Origin of the sequence: Neisseria sp. HMSC055H02, from assembly GCF_001813335.1 — a bacterium.
Classification (GTDB): domain Bacteria; phylum Pseudomonadota; class Gammaproteobacteria; order Burkholderiales; family Neisseriaceae; genus Neisseria; species Neisseria sicca_C.
The window spans coordinates 49,345-64,856 of record NZ_KV812117.1 but is presented as its reverse complement, the minus strand read 5'-3'; the positions used below and the strand labels follow the sequence as shown (position 1 = coordinate 64,856).

The window sequence follows — 15,512 nt, the reverse complement described above, 5'->3', positions numbered from 1 at the left end:
TCGTCTGAAAAGTTTTCAGACGACCTTTTGGTTTTATTGGAAACCTGAAATTTTGGGTATATAAACCGATCTGCTTCATTTTTGCTGCAGTACCTATCCTCCGCAGCTATTCTCAGACAGGCAGGAATTCATCAAAATTCCAAGAAACAGGTATTTGAAAAAGGTTTCCGGAATTCAAAAGCAAATTCTCGCCACAATTTGTCCTCATGCAGAAAGAGACTGAATGACGACTTATGACAGGTGTCGTATCAAAAAACAAATGGCCCGGCTAATGCCGACCTGTAAAACTACTCAACCTGACACAAACAAAAAAGCCGTATTCCCTAAGAAATACGGCTTTCTCAATATCACGATAAACTCGGATTATTCTTCAGAACCGGTGTAAGGACGGATGCTGACCGTTTTACGGTTCAGCGCGCCTTTGGTTTTGAATTCAACATAACCGTCAACTTTGGCGAACAAAGTGTGATCTTTGCCCATGCCTACGTTGTCGCCGGCGTGGAATTTGGTACCGCGTTGGCGGACGATGATGGAACCTGCCGGAATCAGCTCGTTGCCGTAGGCTTTTACGCCCAAGCGTTTGGCTTCTGAATCGCGACCGTTGCGGGTGCTACCGCCTGCTTTTTTACTTGCCATTTGTAATACTCCTAAGTTTCAAAAATTAGGCGATTGCCACGATTTCGATTTGGGTGAAATTTTGGCGATGGCCTTGGCGTTTTTGGTAGTGTTTACGGCGGCGCATTTTGAAAATGCGTACTTTCTCGCCGCGACCATGGGCTACTACTTTAGCTGTTACTTTTGCGCCTTCAATGAAAGGAGCGCCAACTTTTACAGATTCGCCGTCAGCAATCATCAAAACTTCGGTCAGTTCGATTTGGCTGTCGAGTTCGGCTGGTATCTGTTCTACTTTCAATTTTTCGCCAACGGCAACTTTATATTGTTTGCCGCCGGTTTTTACGACCGCGTACATACTCAACTCCATGAGAATTATGGTTAATATCCCGCACACCATTGTGCGAAACACGAGATTCTATTGCTATTTGCCTGTTTTGTCAAAGTTTATTTCGTTTATGGAGGCAGGATCGTCTGAAAGATGTGTCAAACGGGCTTTGCTGCTATAATCGCGCGTTGGATTGCCGATATTTTTTATGCGGCAATATTATTTCCGCCTTATACCCAACCCATTTATTTATACGGCAAGCCTGCTTCATTTTGCTGACTGAGAATGTGTTATGCTCGAAAACCTGCCTTATTTCCAACGCCATCTGCCTGAAGACCTTTCACGGGTCAATGAGGTGATCAACCAAGCGGTTCAGTCTGATGTTGCGCTGATTTCGCAAATCGGTACTTATATTATCAGTGCCGGCGGTAAGCGTCTGCGTCCGATTATGACGATTTTGGCAGGTAAGTCGGTCGGCTATGATGGAGATAAGCTGTATGCTTTGGCGGCAATGGTGGAATTTATCCACACTTCGACCCTGCTGCATGATGATGTGGTCGATGAAAGCGATTTGCGCCGCGGACGCGAAACGGCGAATAATCTGTTCGGCAACGCGGCGGCGGTGTTGGTCGGCGACTTTTTATATACGCGCGCTTTCCAATTGATGGTTGATTCCGGCAGTATGCGCATTTTGGAAGTCATGGCGGATGCAACCAATATTATTGCCGAAGGCGAGGTCATGCAGCTGATGAACATCGGCAATACCGATATTACTGAAGCGCAATATGTTCAAGTGATTCAATATAAAACGGCCAAGTTGTTTGAAGCGGCCGCGCAGGTTGGCGCGATTTTGGGCAACGCCGCCCCCGAACATGAGCAGGCGTTGAAAGACTACGGCATGTATGTCGGTACGGCGTTCCAAATTATTGATGATGTTTTGGATTATTCGGGCGAAACCGAAGAAATCGGTAAAAACGTCGGCGACGATTTGGCAGAAGGCAAACCGACTCTGCCGCTGATTTATCTGATGCGCAACGGTTCGAAACAAGTGGCGGACGATGTGCGCCACGCTTTGGAAAATGCGGATCGCAGCAGTTTCCAAAAAATCCATGATTATGTCGTCCATTCCGACGCGCTGACTTATTCGATTTCCGAAGCACGAAAAGCCGTTGAGCAAGCCGTGGCTTCTTTGGCAGTATTGCCCGACAGCGAAGTCAAGCAGGCGATGATTCAGTTGGCTGAGGAATCATTGGTACGGGTTTCTTAAATCTGATGAATTTCAATTTCGTCCCGATGTTTTTGGTGACGCTGATTTTTCTCGGCGTCGTCAGCAACAACAACTCGATTACGATTTCCGCAGCAATTTTGCTTTTAATGCAGCAGACTGCTTTGTCGCAATATATTCCTTTCATGGAAAAACACGGCTTGCATTTTGGGATTATTTTGCTGACAATCGGGGTTTTAAGTCCACTGGTTTCAGGGAAGGTTCAAATTCCGCCGCTGTCGGAGTTTGTCAATTTTAAAATGATTGCCGCCGTATTAATCGGCATCCTTGTCGCCTGGCTGGCAGGACGCGGCGTACCGCTGATGAGCGAACAACCTGTTTTGGTAACAGGTCTTTTGATCGGTACGGTTATCGGTGTGGCGTTTATGGGCGGCATTCCGGTCGGTCCGCTGATTGCCGCAGGATTATTATCGTTTATTGCAGGAAAAGTTTAACACGCTCGCCATAGTTCAACGGATAGAACGTATGCCTCCTAAGCGTAAAATACAGGTTCGATTCCTGTTGGCGAGGCCACCACTGCAAAATATGTCGCATTGAATACCCACCATCTGCAATCCGGCATTACCGAATTCTTGATTTACATTAAGGCCAAAGTAAAATTTCCCCTGATCATTTACATCCTTCTTTTTTCTCCATCTATTTTGCTATAATCACATCCAGTTCTCTTTTTCAGACGACCTTATCCCAAGATCCCCTGAAACCTCTATTCCATTAAATACAAAGGATGCCTTATGAGCTTACACAGCGATATTCTCGTCGTAGGTGCGGGACCGGCAGGACTCAGCTTTGCAGCCGAACTGGCCGGAAGCGGTTTAAAAGTTACCCTGATTGAAAAAAGCCCCCTGGAGGTTTTGCAAAATCCGCCTTACGACGGCAGGGAAATCGCGCTAACCCACCTATCCCGCGAAATTATGCAACGCTTGGGCATGTGGGATTTGATTCCGAAAGACGAAATTTACCCCTTACGCGATGCAAAAGTCTTGAACGGGCAGTCCGATTACCAACTCCACTTCCCGCAACCGACCCAAGCGCGCGGCGAACCTGCCGACTGCTTAGGTTATCTGATTTCAAACCACAATATCCGCAAAGCCGCTTATGAAGTCGTATCCAAACTGGAAAACGTTACCATTCTGACCGGTACGGGCGTCAAAGAAGTCAAAACTTCCGAAGATGAAGCCCAAGTCATCTTGGAAAACGGCGAAGTTTTGAGCGGCCGCCTACTCTTGGCAGCAGACAGCCGCTTTTCCCAAACCCGCCGACAACTGGGCATTTCCTCCGATATGCACGATTACAGTCGCACCATGTTTGTCTGCCGCATGAAGCATACCCTGTCCAACCAGCATACCGCTTACGAATGCTTCCACTACGGCCGCACCATCGCCCTGCTACCCTTGGAAGAACATCTGACCAACACAGTCATTACCGTCGATAGCGACAAGGCAGACACCATCAAAAAAATGTCTCCCGAAGAATTGGCAGCCAGCGTCAAAGAGCAACTCAAAGGCCGTTTGGGCGACATGGAATTGGTCAGCACCATTCACAACTACCCCTTGGTCGGCATGATTGCCCAACGCTTCTATGGCAAACACAGCGCCTTAATCGGCGACGCCGCCGTAGGTATGCACCCTGTTACCGCACACGGTTTCAACTTAGGTCTATCCAGCGCGGACCTCTTGGCAAAACTGGTTCTCGAAGCAGAACAACGCGGTCAAGACATCGGCGCCACCAGCCTGCTGGAAAAATACAGCACCAAGCATATGCTCCATGCCCAGCCGATTTACCACGGCACCAATATGCTGCTCAAACTCTTTACCAATGAAACCGCGCCTGCCAAAATCCTGCGCGGCTTGGTATTGCGCGCCAGCAACAACTTCCCGCCGCTGAAAAAACTGATTACCAAACAACTGACCGGCTAATCCGTTTAAACACATCAAAAGGTCGTCTGAAATGCTTTTCAGACGACCTTTTATATATTTTCCACAGCAACTTTGAACATATAAGGTTCTAAATAAAAAAGCCCCTGTCCGACAGAGGCTTTTCCATTTCTCAGAAACCGGATTATTTCAATTTGGTTTCTTTGTAAATAACATGTTTGCGGGCAACCGGATCAAATTTTTTGATTTCCAATTTGCCGGGCATAGTGCGTTTATTTTTGGTAGTGGTGTAGAAATGACCAGTACCAGCACTGGATTCCAGTTTGATTTTATCGCGCATTGCAGTAATCCTTAATTAACGGTTTAAATTAAGCTTCGCCGCGAGCACGCAAATCAGCCAATACGACATCAATGCCTACTTTGTCGATGGTACGCAATGCAGCGTTAGAAACGCGCAGGCGAACCCAGCGGTTTTCACTTTCTACCCAGAAACGACGTGATTGCAAGTTAGGCAAAAAACGACGTTTGGTTTTGTTGTTGGCGTGTGATACGTTGTTGCCAGACATCGGGCGCTTACCGGTCACTTTGCAAACTCGTGCCATGGTTAGTCTCCAAACTTCTAAAATAGTAAAACGCGATTTATACCATAAAAAACAGCGTTAGTTCAAGCATTTTGACAAAAAACCGACCGCCTGTCGGGATAAATCTTCCAAATGTTGTTTTCGCGAAACGCTTTGACCGCGAAATGAATGAGGCGAAATTATAGCGGATTTCCAAAGCTTCTGCATATGAAAAGGTCGTCTGAAACTATCGTTACCGTTTTAAGACGAACTTTTCTCTCGAATTAGCGATTCCAGTTCCTTCCGCAGCAACACTCATTAATGCCCTCCTCCGCCTCCGTCGTGATGGAAAGGCGGCTTCGCCAGCCAAATAATGGGAATCATGATAATGAACAAGATACTGCCCGCCAAAAATATCTCATTCGAGCCAACGATAAAACCCTGTTGAGTAATGGTGCTGTTTATCAGACCCACTGCCTGCCCTCCGTTCAAACCCGCTTCCGCCATCTGACGGACTGCTTCGGCGGTATCCGGAGAATACGGCGTGATATGTTCGGTCAGTTGCGTATGATGTAAAGCCTCCCGCCGCTCCCACATGGTACTGACGACAGACACACCGACACCACCCATAAAGACACGCAGAAAATTCGACAAACTGCTTGCCGATGCGATTTGCGGACCTTTCATGTGCGACAGAGTAATGGTAGTCAGCGGCAGGAAGAACATGGCCACACCCAAACCCTGCCAAAACTGCGGCCAGACAACGCTGCTCATGTCCATTCCTGCATAAAAATCCGTCCGCCAATGAAAAGTAAAGGCAAACATCAAAAAACTACCGGTAACCAACAGGCGCATATCGATTTTATTGCCGAACCGCCCTATCAAAGGAGATAGGAAAATCGGCAGAAATCCGATAGGCGCAGCTGCCAATCCCGCCCATGTGGCGGTATAACCGAGGTTGGACTGCAACACCAGCGGCAAAAGCGTCAACGTGCCCATATACACCATAAACCCGAGCGAAGTCGTCAGGACGCCGATGGTGAAGTTGCGGTTTTTAAACAAAGACAAATCGACAATCGGATATTTTTCATCCAATTCCCAAACGATGAAATAAGTCAGGCATACCGTTGCAACGACTGCCAATACGATAATTTCACCCGATGCGAACCAATCGAGCTCTTTCCCCCTGTCCAACATCATTTGCAACGAGCCGATACCGACGATCATCAAAATCAGCCCCGTGTAATCAATAGGTGTTTTAACCGTATCGGTTTCACGGTCGCGCAGTTGCTGCCAGGCAATTAACGCAGACAAAATGCCGATAGGGATATTGATGAAGAATATCCAACCCCAATGCCAGTTGTCCGAAATCCAGCCACCGAAAATCGGCCCTAAAACAGGGGCGACTACGACTGTCATTGCCCAGAGTGCCAATGCCAAAGTCCGCTTCTCGAGCGGGTAAGATGCCATCAGAAGGCTTTGGGACAAAGGAATCAGCGGCCCCGCTACAAAACCCTGCAAAATACGGAAGAGCACCAAGGTTTGCAAATTCGGTGAAATACCGCACAGCCAAGATGTAATCACGAAGCCGATGACCGATCCGACAAACAGCCGCACTTCACCCATCCGCTTCGCAATAAACCCGGTCAGCGGTACGGAAATGGCATTTGCCACGGCAAATGATGTAATCACCCACGTTCCCTGAGTTGTTGCCGCACCCAAATTACCGGCAATAACGGGGACGGCAACATTGGCAATCGTCGTATCCAATACTTCCATAAAGACGGCCAGGCTCAGCGACAATGTAACCAAGACCAACCTGATGCCTGTCAACGGCGGATAATTCATCGAAATCTTCCTTCACTGCCGACATTGCCATTCCCGCTTTCAACCTAGGCGGGGTTTGCCGTATCGACTTTCTCTTGAAACAGAATGAGCAAGTCCCTCATCCTGATCGCACTACTTATTTCACTAATTTGCCGGATATGAACGTTTCAGACGACCTGTCGGGATACCGAAGGTCGTCTGAAACAGGTTATTTGGCGTATTTTTCAAAAATCTTATCGATTAATGCATTAGCCGCCGCCCAATCTACGCTGTCCGTTTCTGGGGCTGCCGAATTTTTCACGGCGACCGCCGTCATCGGCTTGCCAGAACCCGCTTCGGCAATATCGACTTTGACTGTCATAGAAAGACCGACGCGCAAGGGGTTTGCTTTCAATTCGTTAGGATCCAGGCTGATTCTGACCGGTACGCGCTGAACGACTTTAATCCAGTTGCCCGTTGCGTTTTGCGGCGGCAAAAGCGAAAACGCGCTGCCCGTCCCTGCGGACAAGCCCATGACTTTACCGTGGTAAACCACTTTTTTGCCGTACAAATCGGCAGTCATTTCCACAGGCTGTCCGATTTTCATTTTTCGTAATTGCGATTCTTTAAAATTGGCATCCACCCACAAATCCGTCAGGGGAACAACTGCCATCAACGCCGCGCCTTGCGAAATTCTCTGTCCGACTTGGACATTGCGTTTGGCAATCTGCCCGCCCATAGGCGCGCGGATTTGTGTACGCTGCAAATTCAGCCAGGCATCTTTAATCTTGCTCACTGCTGTTTGAACGGCAGGTTGCTCACGCACTGGAATATTGTTACCCAACGCAGCCTGAGCCGAAGCCTCTTCCGCTTCCACTGCTTTCAATGCTGCTTGCGCCTGAACGACCGCCGCCCGGGCATGGCTCAACTCCTCACCGGAAATGGCATCCGTACCGGATAGGGCCTCCCGGCGCCGCAAATCTGCCTGAGCGCGTGCCAAATCGGCTTTACGCAGCAACACTTGCGCCCTCGCCTGGGAATTGACTGCCGTCTGCTGCTTGTTTTGACGGATTGCCTGAATCAGCTCGTTTTGCGCCCTGTCATACGCCAGCTGGAAATCACTGTCGTCCAGAGTAACCAAAACATCGCCTTTTTTCACAACATCCGTGTCGTCAAACATGACTTTGCGCACTGTCCCGCCGACTTGCGGCGTAATCTGAACCAAATATCCCGCAACATATGCGTCTTCAGTTGTTTCTTCGTGCTGCCAAAACAAAACATAAGCAAATGCCACGCCAATAGCCGCCAAAACAAATAGCAGCGTAACCACTGCCATATTCCGCTTGCGCCTGTTTTGCATTTTGACCGGTTTGCCCAATGTGTCGGGAGTTTGCCCGCCGTTTGCTGACTTTGTTTCCATGATTTACTTTACCCGAGCATTAAACTAACAGGCTTTCTACAAAACTGACATCCGAATCTTGGATAAATCCGCAGCCGCTCCGATTTACCTTGATTTCAAAAACAAGACCAATCTGAGGATTCGCATAAAGCCTAATATCGAATATTATTTTATGTTTATTAAATAATAATATCTTATTGATTTTATTTTGCCATCAGATAAGATATAGGGAAACGGGCATTCTATATCCGCACCATTACTCAATCAAGTAACTATTTTAAATGGAATATAACAAACTTCCCCTTTTATAATCTATCGTCATCTTTCGTTATCTAACCCAATGACTATTCAAGCATGATCGGCAGGTATTCTAATTTTGGTTGAAATGTAAAACCTGTCTGAATTACGTTTAATTGTTACTTACTTATCCCAATTAATTTCTTAAGAAACTATTTCAAGGTTTGAAATTGATGCGATGATAAACATCTATTCTTGAAATTTAACTTTTGCCTAAGTCGGGAAAATATCTGTTTTATAGCCTTTCTTTTAAGTTTAAAACATCCCCCACCCTCTTAGTTCTCTTTCAAATAACAAAGAAAAGCATAAACTCGTTTTTCCAAACAAAGAGGTCGTCTGAAACCCATCTTTCAGACGACCTCTTTTCTCTTTCAAAAATGCTCTGCCCTAACCCCTAGCCTGCTTCTTGCAAAAAGCCTGCCAGTGCGGCGGTATCGAGGGCGATCATCAGCTCTTCGTTGGTCGGTACGACCAAAACGGCGGGCATGGAACCTGTCGGGCTGATGATGCCTGAATTGCCGTAGCGTTTTTCCATATTGGCTTTGGTGTCGATGTGCAGACCCAAATAGTCGAGGTAGGCGACGGTTTTGGCGCGGATGTTTCGGGAGTTTTCGCCGATGCCGCCGGTGAAAACGAGGGCGTCTATGCCGCCGCAGGCGACCGACATGGAGGCGATGTATTTGGCGAGGCGGTAGGTCATGACTTCGAGGGCGAGGCGTGCGCCTTCGTGGCCTTCGTCGGCCGCGATTTCGAGGGTACGGCAGTCGTTGGAAAGTTCGGAGATGCCGAGCAATCCTGATTTTTTGTTCAACATTTCATCGACTTGCTCGATGTTCATGCCGGCGTGGGCGGTCAGGTAGCTGTACACGCCGGGGTCGATGTCGCCGCAGCGGGTGCCCATAACGAGGCCTTCGATGGGGGTGAAGCCCATGCTGGTATCGACGGATTTGCCGTTTCGGATGGCGGTGATGGACGCTCCGTTGCCGAGGTGGGCGACGATCATGCGCAGGTCTTCCAGCGGTTTGCCCAGAATCCGCGCGGCTTCGGGGGCGACGTAGCGCATGCTGGTGCCGTGGAAGCCGTAGCGGCGGAAGGCGTGTTTTTTGCGCAATTCGCGTGGCACGGCGTAGGTGTAGGCGCGTTCGGGCATGGTTTGGTGGAACGAGGTGTCCATCACGCCGACGTTGGGCAGGCCGGGGAAGTGTTCCTGCGCGGCGAGGATGCCGCTGATGTTGGCGGGGTTGTGCAGCGGGGCGAGCGGGATGCAGGCTTTCAGTTCGTCAAGGACGTCTTGGTCGATGAGGACGGACTCGTGATATTTTTCGCCGCCGTGGGCGATGCGGTGGCCGATGGCTTTGATGCGGTCGTGCAGGCCGTGTTTTTCCAGTTCGTTCAACAGCATACCCACTGCGCCGGCGTGGCAGTTGCGGCCGGTCAGGGGAACTTGGCGTTTGTTGCCGTCTTTGTTGAAGGTGATGACGGCTTCGGGCGTACCCAAACGTTCGCCGAGGCAGCTTAGGACGACGCTGCCGCTTTTGCGGTCGATAACGGCGCCTTTAAGCGAGGAACTGCCGCAGTTCAGGACGAGGATGAGTTGGTCGGACATGATGTTTCTCCTTGTAGTTTGTGGTTGTTTTTTTGGTGGGGTCGTCTGAAAAAGGATGGGCGTTGGGCGGGATATGTTTCAGACGGCCTCTTTGGGCAAAGCGTATGCCGCATTTTCTATCGTCATTCCCGCGCAGGCGGGAATCCATATTTGCTAACAAGCAAGCTCTGATAAAAATCAGGAAACAGAATATCGACTGTGGATTCCCGCCTGCGCGGGAATGACGGCGATTAGGCTATTCGGCTTTATTGCAATCCTTTATCAAATGTCGTCTGAAACAGTGGACAGTGATGTCCGTCCTACATGATTTCAAAAACAATCATCGGGAACGCGCACCCGCCCTTCCATAATCACACGCGCGCTGCGGCTCATGACGGCTTTTTTCACTGCCCAAATGCCGTCCGAACATTCTGCCGCCGCGCCGACGCGCAATGTGCCGGAAGGATGACCGAAGCGCACTTCGTTGCGCGTTCCGCCGCCTGCGGCGAGGTTGACCAGCGTGCCGGGGACTGCTGCTGCTGCGGCGATGGCGACCGAGGCGGTGCCCATCATGGCGTGGTGCAGTTTGCCCATGCTCAGGGCGCGTACCAGCAAATCGATGTCGGCGGCGTTCACGGTTTTGCCGCTGGAAGCGGTGTAATCGGCGGCGGGGGCGACGAAGGCGACTTTCGGCGTGTGCGCGCGGGCGGCGGCTTCGGACACGTCGTTAATCAAGCCCATTTTCAGCGCACCGTAAGCGCGGATTTTCTCGAATTTTTCCAGCGCGGCGGCATCGTTGTTGATGTCGTCCTGCAACTCTTTGCCCGTGTAGCCCAAGTCGGCGGCGTTCAGGAAAACGGTCGGAATGCCCGCGTTGATGAGCGTGGCTTTCAGACGACCTATGTCGGGAACGTCCAGCTCGTCCACTAGGTTGCCGGTCGGGAACATACTGCCTTCGCCGTCGGCGGGGTCGAGGAATTCGATTTGCACTTCGGCGGCGGGAAAGGTAACGCCGTCCAACTCGAAATTCCCCGTTTCCAAGACTTCGCCGTTTTGCATCGGAACGTGGGCGATGATGGTTTTGCCGATGTTTTTCTGCCAGATTTTCACCGTGCAGATACCGTCTGAAGGGATTTTACCTTTATCGACCAAGCCCTGTTCGATGGCGAACGCGCCCACGGCGGCGGTGAGGTTGCCGCAGTTGCCGCTCCAATCGACGAAAGGCTTGTCGATGGAAACTTGCCCGAAAAGGTAGTCGACATCGTGGTCGGCGCGTTCGGACTTGTCCAAAATCACCGCCTTGCTGGTGGACGAGCTGGCGTTGCCCAAACCGTCTATCTGCTTGCCGTAGGGGTCGGGGCTGCCGAGTACGCGCAACAGGATTTTGTCGCGCGCGCTTCCCGCTTCCCGCGCCGCTTCGGGCAGGTCGGAGCGTTTGAAAAACACGCCTTTGGATGTGCCGCCGCGGTAGTAAACGGCGGGGATTTTGATTTGCGGCATTTTGGGGTTCTCCTTATGTAGCGTGGGCTCTGCCCACGATTTTTACCGTGTCAATTTAGCCTTTCTTTCGTGGGCAAAGCCCACGCTGCGCCCACTTTCCAGAAGTACATTAGGCTGCCACTCCGACCAAAGCCGTTTGATTCCGCAAAATGTCGGGGTTCACCCCAATCTACGGCTGCTGTGTTGTGATACGGCAGATTATTAAACCCCGTCATTCCCGCGTAGGCGGGAATCCAGACTTATCCGCACAGAAACTCATCGGATAAAAAGATTTCCTCAATTCCACTTTCTGGATTCCCGCCTGCGCGGGAATGACGATTTACAGTAGATGCCTGCCATATCGGGAATTACGTGAATGAGCAAAATGTTGAACCCGACCCACGCTACGTCTGCTTTTCAGACGACCTCTACGCCGCGTTCCCTTCCAAAAAATCCTGTGCAAACCGTTGCAGCACGCCGCCGGCTTCGTACACCAGCACTTCCTCTGCGGTATCGAGGCGGCAAGTCACGGGGACTTCGACGGTCTCGCCGTTTTTGCGGTGGATGACGAGGGTCAGGTCGCCGCGCGGTTTGCGTTCGCCGACCACGTCGTAGGTTTCCGTGCCGTCCAGTTGCAGGGTGTGGCGGTTGGTGCCGGCTTTGAATTGCAGCGGCAAGACGCCCATGCCGATGAGGTTGGTGCGGTGGATGCGCTCGAAACCTTCGGCGGCGATGGCTTCCACGCCCGCCAGCCGCACGCCTTTCGCCGCCCAGTCGCGGCTGGAGCCTTGTCCGTAGTCCGCGCCGGCGATGATGATGAGCGGCTGTTTGCGGTTCATATAGGTTTCGATGGCTTCCCACATGCGCATGGTTTCGCCTTCGGGTTCGACGCGGGCGAGTGAGCCTTGGCGCACGCTGCCGTCTTCGTTTTTCACCATTTCGTTAAACAATTTGGGATTGGCGAAGGTGGCGCGTTGGGCGGTGAGGTGGTCGCCGCGGTGGGTGGCGTAGGAATTGAAGTCTTCTTCGGGCAAACCCATTTTCGCCAGATATTCGCCCGCCGCACTCGCCGCCAGAATCGCGTTGGACGGCGAAATGTGGTCGGTGGTGATGTTGTCGGGCAGAATCGCCAAGGGGCGCATTCCCGTCAGGCTGCGTTCGCCTGCCAGCGCGCCTTCCCAATAGGGCGGACGGCGGATGTAGGTGGACATCGGACGCCAGTCGTACAGCGGACTCGGAGCTTTTTGCGCTTTGCCGGTGTCGAACATCGGCACATACACGTCGCGGAACTGCTGCGGTTTCACATATTCGGCGACGACGGCATCGATTTCTTCGTCGGTCGGCCAGATGTCTTTCAGGCGGATTTCCTTGCCGTCGTCTGAAACGCCGAGTACGTCGTTTTCAATATCGAAACGGATGCTGCCGGCGACGGCGTAGGCCACCACCAGCGGGGGCGAAGCGAGGAAAGCCTGTTTCGCATACGGGTGGATGCGGCCGTCGAAGTTGCGGTTGCCCGACAGTACGGCGGTGGCGTACAAATCGCGGTCTATGATTTCCTGCTGGATTTTCGGGTCGAGCGCGCCGCTCATGCCGTTGCAGGTAGTGCAGGCGAAGGCGACGATGCCGAAGCCGAGTTTTTCCATTTCGGGCAACAGACCTGCTTCTTTCAAATAGATTTCCGCCACTTTCGAGCCGGGGGCGAACGAGGTTTTAACCCACGGTTTGCGTTTCAGCCCGAAGCGGTTGGCGTTGCGCGCCAAGAGCGCGGCGGCAACGACGTTGCGCGGATTGGAAGTGTTGGTGCAACTGGTAATCGCGGCGATGATGACCGCGCCGTCGGGCATGAGGCCGTCTGAAGGCTCTTCGTAAGGCTTCGCCAGCCCTTTCGCCGCCAAATCGACGGTGGCAAAACGCGCGTGCGGGTTGCTCGGGCCTGCCATGTTGCGCGTTACGCTGCTCAAATCAAACTTCAATACGCGCGGATAAACGGCGGTTTTCAGGTCGTCCGCCCACAGCCCTGCGTTTTTGGCGTAGGTTTCCACCAATTTCACCTGCGCGTCGTCGCGTCCGGTCAGTTTCAAATAATCAATGGTTTGCGCGTCGATGGCGAACATGGCGGCAGTCGCGCCGAACTCCGGCGTCATGTTGGAAATGGTCGCGCGGTCGCCGATGGACAAGCTTCTCGCGCCTTCGCCGAAAAATTCGACAAACGCCCCGACCACGCGCTCTTTGCGCAGAAACTCGGTCAGCGCCAACACAATATCCGTCGCCGTAATCCCCGCCTGCCGTTTGCCCGTCAGCTCCACGCCGACAATATCGGGCAGGCGCATCATGGACGCGCGTCCCAGCATCACGGTTTCCGCTTCCAAACCGCCCACGCCCACGGAAATCACGCCCAGCGCATCGACGTGCGGCGTGTGCGAGTCCGTGCCGACGCAGGTGTCGGGGAACGCCACGCCGTTTTTGACTTGGACGACGGGCGACATTTTTTCCAGATTGATTTGGTGCATGATGCCGTTGCCCGCCGGAATCACGTCCACATTTTCAAAAGCGGTTTTCGTCCAGTTGATAAAGTGGAAACGGTCTTCGTTGCGGCGGTCTTCGATTTCGCGGTTTTTGCGGAACGCATCGGGGTCGTAGCCGCCGCATTCCACCGCCAGCGAGTGGTCGACGATAAGCTGCGTCTGCACCACCGGATTCACTTTGGCAGGATCGCCGCCCTTCTCTGCGATCGCATCGCGCAAACCCGCCAAATCCACCAGCGCGGTCTGCCCCAGAATATCGTGGCACACCACCCGCGCGGGATACCACGGAAAATCGATTTCCTGTTTCCCTTCTATCAATTGGCCCAGCCAGCTTTGCAGCGTCGGCAAATCGACTTTGTCCGCGCGGTTGACCAAGTTCTCCGCCAAAATACGGCTCGTGTAAGGCAGCTTGTCGTAAGAGCCGGCTTGAATGTCCTCACACGCCGCACGCGCGTCGTAGTATTCCAAATCCGTACCGGGCAGCGGTTTGCGGTAACGTTGGTTGGCAGCCATGTTCAGTTCTCCTGTGGATCTATTTTTCTTGTGGTTTGGGGTTTCAGACGACATTTTTGAAGGGGTCGTCTGAAATCTTGGGAAATAAAAACTATTCAACTCGCTTCAACAATGGTCTATACAATCCATTGATAGACACAATACCGGCAATAATCAGAATAGCGCCGACAAAGAAGCGTCCTTCCGGTATTTCATTCAAAAACATCCAAGCCAGTACGGCGGCAAATAATGGCTCGGCCAATTCAGTTACCTGCACCTTCGCGGCACTCAAATAATCCAATGCTTTAGTTGTACAATAAAATCCTAAAATCGTCGGCAATAAAGACAATGCCAAGAGTGGCGGAATAAAAGACCATTGCCAATGTATATCCTCAATACCTTCCAATGAAGGGATAAACAAAAAAATACTTCCAAAAAACATCAAGATCCGTGTCAAATAAATACCGCCGTTTAAGCCGAATTTTTTAATCAAAACGGAAAAACAACCGTAGCCCGAACCCGCCAGCGCGGCATTCAGAATCAACCTTAAACTTCCTTCTCCCGTCCAAGAAATCACCGCGATCCCCGATACTGCCAAACCCACACCGACGACTGAAGAAATATAAATACGTTCGTCTAACAGTATGCTGTCCAATATCAAGGCAGATACGGCAGCCGATGCCATTAATACAACTACTACATTCGCAGCATTACCGTATTGATAAGCGGTGGTTTCAAAGAAAAACAAAGTGTAAATTCCGAAAAAAGCACAAATTGCGACTTTTAACAGCAACGGCAAGATTGCCTCTTTCTTTTTTGAAATATCTACAATTTGTCTGGTAAAACCGGTACGGCAAAGCAAAATGCTGATGAACACAAAACCTGTCAAAGTTTTCAAAAATGCAATATGCTGAACAGACAAGCCTTGCTCCATTAATACCTTACTGAATATGCCGATGGTTGCATTCAGAAGGGCTGCAGAAACTGCCAAGAATATTCCCATCAGTAAATCAGGCAGCTTCATATTTACTCCATAATACTTTCCACATAGGTACATTATTGTTTTTCGAAAAGAAAATCCCTCCAAAATCTTTATTTACCTCTTAATAATCAAAATCTTTCATTAATATCTTATGTGCTTTTCCAGATGCCAAAATGGAATGGTTGGAAAAACGATCTTTTTGCTTCCCTTCTATCAGCCGATCAGCAAATCGACTTTGCCGCGCAGTTGAACAAGTCTTCCTGTGGATCTATTTTTCTTGTGGTTTGG

Annotated in this window: 13 protein-coding genes and 1 tRNA gene; 4 read left to right on the top strand and 10 right to left on the bottom strand. The window is 51.0% G+C overall.

Annotation, left to right across the window (positions count from 1 at the left end):
• Window positions 1-363: 363 nt before the first annotated feature.
• Together rpmA and rplU are read right to left on the bottom strand one after the other, a co-directional pair.
• On the bottom strand, window positions 364-636 hold the full coding sequence (gene rpmA / locus HMPREF2907_RS09445; RefSeq protein WP_002212328.1) for a 50S ribosomal protein L27: 273 nt from the start codon (window positions 634-636) through the stop codon (window positions 364-366).
• Window positions 637-661: 25 nt separating this feature from the next.
• A complete protein-coding gene (rplU, locus tag HMPREF2907_RS09440; RefSeq protein WP_003763980.1) occupies window positions 662-970 on the bottom strand; it encodes a 50S ribosomal protein L21 in 309 nt (102 codons plus the stop codon).
• A gap of 262 nt (window positions 971-1,232) precedes the next feature.
• On the opposite strand from rplU, the gene HMPREF2907_RS09435 reads away from it, so the two are divergent.
• The 4 genes from HMPREF2907_RS09435 to ubiM all read left to right on the top strand — a co-directional run bounded on the left by HMPREF2907_RS09435 (window position 1,233) and on the right by ubiM (window position 4,141).
• Window positions 1,233-2,207, top strand: a complete 975-nt coding sequence (locus HMPREF2907_RS09435; RefSeq protein WP_070682485.1) for a polyprenyl synthetase family protein — start codon at window positions 1,233-1,235, stop codon at window positions 2,205-2,207.
• A 5-nt stretch (window positions 2,208-2,212) separates the two neighbouring features.
• Complete coding sequence (locus HMPREF2907_RS09430) at window positions 2,213-2,659, top strand: DUF441 domain-containing protein (RefSeq protein ID WP_019271144.1); 447 nt, start codon at window positions 2,213-2,215, stop codon at window positions 2,657-2,659.
• Between the two features lie 4 nt (window positions 2,660-2,663).
• Window positions 2,664-2,738 (top strand) — tRNA-Arg (locus HMPREF2907_RS09425).
• A gap of 218 nt (window positions 2,739-2,956) precedes the next feature.
• The gene (gene ubiM, locus HMPREF2907_RS09420) at window positions 2,957-4,141 is read left to right on the top strand and encodes a 5-demethoxyubiquinol-8 5-hydroxylase UbiM (RefSeq protein ID WP_070682483.1); all 1,185 of its coding nucleotides are present in this window, start codon (window positions 2,957-2,959) and stop codon (window positions 4,139-4,141) included.
• A 142-nt stretch (window positions 4,142-4,283) separates the two neighbouring features.
• On the opposite strand, the gene rpmG is transcribed toward ubiM, so the two are convergent.
• The 8 genes from rpmG to HMPREF2907_RS09375 all read right to left on the bottom strand — a co-directional run bounded on the left by rpmG (window position 4,284) and on the right by HMPREF2907_RS09375 (window position 15,266).
• A complete protein-coding gene (gene rpmG, locus HMPREF2907_RS09415; protein WP_003684373.1) occupies window positions 4,284-4,439 on the bottom strand; it encodes a 50S ribosomal protein L33 in 156 nt (51 codons plus the stop codon).
• A 28-nt stretch (window positions 4,440-4,467) separates the two neighbouring features.
• Complete coding sequence (gene rpmB, locus HMPREF2907_RS09410) at window positions 4,468-4,701, bottom strand: 50S ribosomal protein L28 (protein WP_002216391.1); 234 nt, start codon at window positions 4,699-4,701, stop codon at window positions 4,468-4,470.
• A gap of 276 nt (window positions 4,702-4,977) precedes the next feature.
• Entirely contained in the window at window positions 4,978-6,507 is a 1,530-nt protein-coding gene (locus tag HMPREF2907_RS09405; protein ID WP_070682481.1) for a DHA2 family efflux MFS transporter permease subunit, read from the bottom strand.
• Window positions 6,508-6,694: 187 nt separating this feature from the next.
• Window positions 6,695-7,825 carry an HlyD family secretion protein gene (locus tag HMPREF2907_RS09400; protein ID WP_318259113.1) on the bottom strand — a complete coding sequence of 377 codons (1,131 nt, stop codon included), beginning with the start codon at window positions 7,823-7,825 and terminating at the stop codon, window positions 6,695-6,697.
• Between the two features lie 730 nt (window positions 7,826-8,555).
• The gene (locus HMPREF2907_RS09395) at window positions 8,556-9,767 is read right to left on the bottom strand and encodes an acetate kinase (RefSeq protein WP_070682477.1); all 1,212 of its coding nucleotides are present in this window, start codon (window positions 9,765-9,767) and stop codon (window positions 8,556-8,558) included.
• Window positions 9,768-10,076: 309 nt separating this feature from the next.
• The gene (gene prpF / locus HMPREF2907_RS09385; protein ID WP_070682475.1) at window positions 10,077-11,246 is read right to left on the bottom strand and encodes a 2-methylaconitate cis-trans isomerase PrpF; all 1,170 of its coding nucleotides are present in this window, start codon (window positions 11,244-11,246) and stop codon (window positions 10,077-10,079) included.
• Window positions 11,247-11,653: 407 nt separating this feature from the next.
• The gene (acnD, locus tag HMPREF2907_RS09380; protein WP_070682473.1) at window positions 11,654-14,263 is read right to left on the bottom strand and encodes a Fe/S-dependent 2-methylisocitrate dehydratase AcnD; all 2,610 of its coding nucleotides are present in this window, start codon (window positions 14,261-14,263) and stop codon (window positions 11,654-11,656) included.
• 91 nt (window positions 14,264-14,354) lie between these two features.
• Window positions 14,355-15,266: a DMT family transporter gene (locus tag HMPREF2907_RS09375; protein WP_070682472.1), complete on the bottom strand. Its 912-nt coding sequence runs from the start codon at window positions 15,264-15,266 to the stop codon at window positions 14,355-14,357.
• Window positions 15,267-15,512: the final 246 nt, after the last annotated feature.

Excerpts from the sequence above, each read along its gene's own strand:
- rpmA (WP_002212328.1), bottom strand. The coding sequence starts at position 636 with ATGGCAAGTAAAAAAGCAGGCGGTAGCACCCGCAACGGTCGCGATTCA.
- HMPREF2907_RS09395 (WP_070682477.1), bottom strand. The coding sequence starts at position 9,767 with ATGTCCGACCAACTCATCCTCGTCCTGAACTGCGGCAGTTCCTCGCTT.
- rpmB (WP_002216391.1), bottom strand. The coding sequence starts at position 4,701 with ATGGCACGAGTTTGCAAAGTGACCGGTAAGCGCCCGATGTCTGGCAAC.
- prpF (WP_070682475.1), bottom strand. The coding sequence starts at position 11,246 with ATGCCGCAAATCAAAATCCCCGCCGTTTACTACCGCGGCGGCACATCC.
- ubiM (WP_070682483.1), top strand. The coding sequence starts at position 2,957 with ATGAGCTTACACAGCGATATTCTCGTCGTAGGTGCGGGACCGGCAGGA.
- HMPREF2907_RS09400 (WP_318259113.1), bottom strand. The coding sequence starts at position 7,825 with ATGCAAAACAGGCGCAAGCGGAATATGGCAGTGGTTACGCTGCTATTT.
- acnD (WP_070682473.1), bottom strand. The coding sequence starts at position 14,263 with ATGGCTGCCAACCAACGTTACCGCAAACCGCTGCCCGGTACGGATTTG.
- HMPREF2907_RS09430 (WP_019271144.1), top strand. The coding sequence starts at position 2,213 with ATGAATTTCAATTTCGTCCCGATGTTTTTGGTGACGCTGATTTTTCTC.
- HMPREF2907_RS09405 (WP_070682481.1), bottom strand. The coding sequence starts at position 6,507 with ATGAATTATCCGCCGTTGACAGGCATCAGGTTGGTCTTGGTTACATTG.
- rplU (WP_003763980.1), bottom strand. The coding sequence starts at position 970 with ATGTACGCGGTCGTAAAAACCGGCGGCAAACAATATAAAGTTGCCGTT.
- HMPREF2907_RS09435 (WP_070682485.1), top strand. The coding sequence starts at position 1,233 with ATGCTCGAAAACCTGCCTTATTTCCAACGCCATCTGCCTGAAGACCTT.
- HMPREF2907_RS09375 (WP_070682472.1), bottom strand. The coding sequence starts at position 15,266 with ATGAAGCTGCCTGATTTACTGATGGGAATATTCTTGGCAGTTTCTGCA.
- rpmG (WP_003684373.1), bottom strand. The coding sequence starts at position 4,439 with ATGCGCGATAAAATCAAACTGGAATCCAGTGCTGGTACTGGTCATTTC.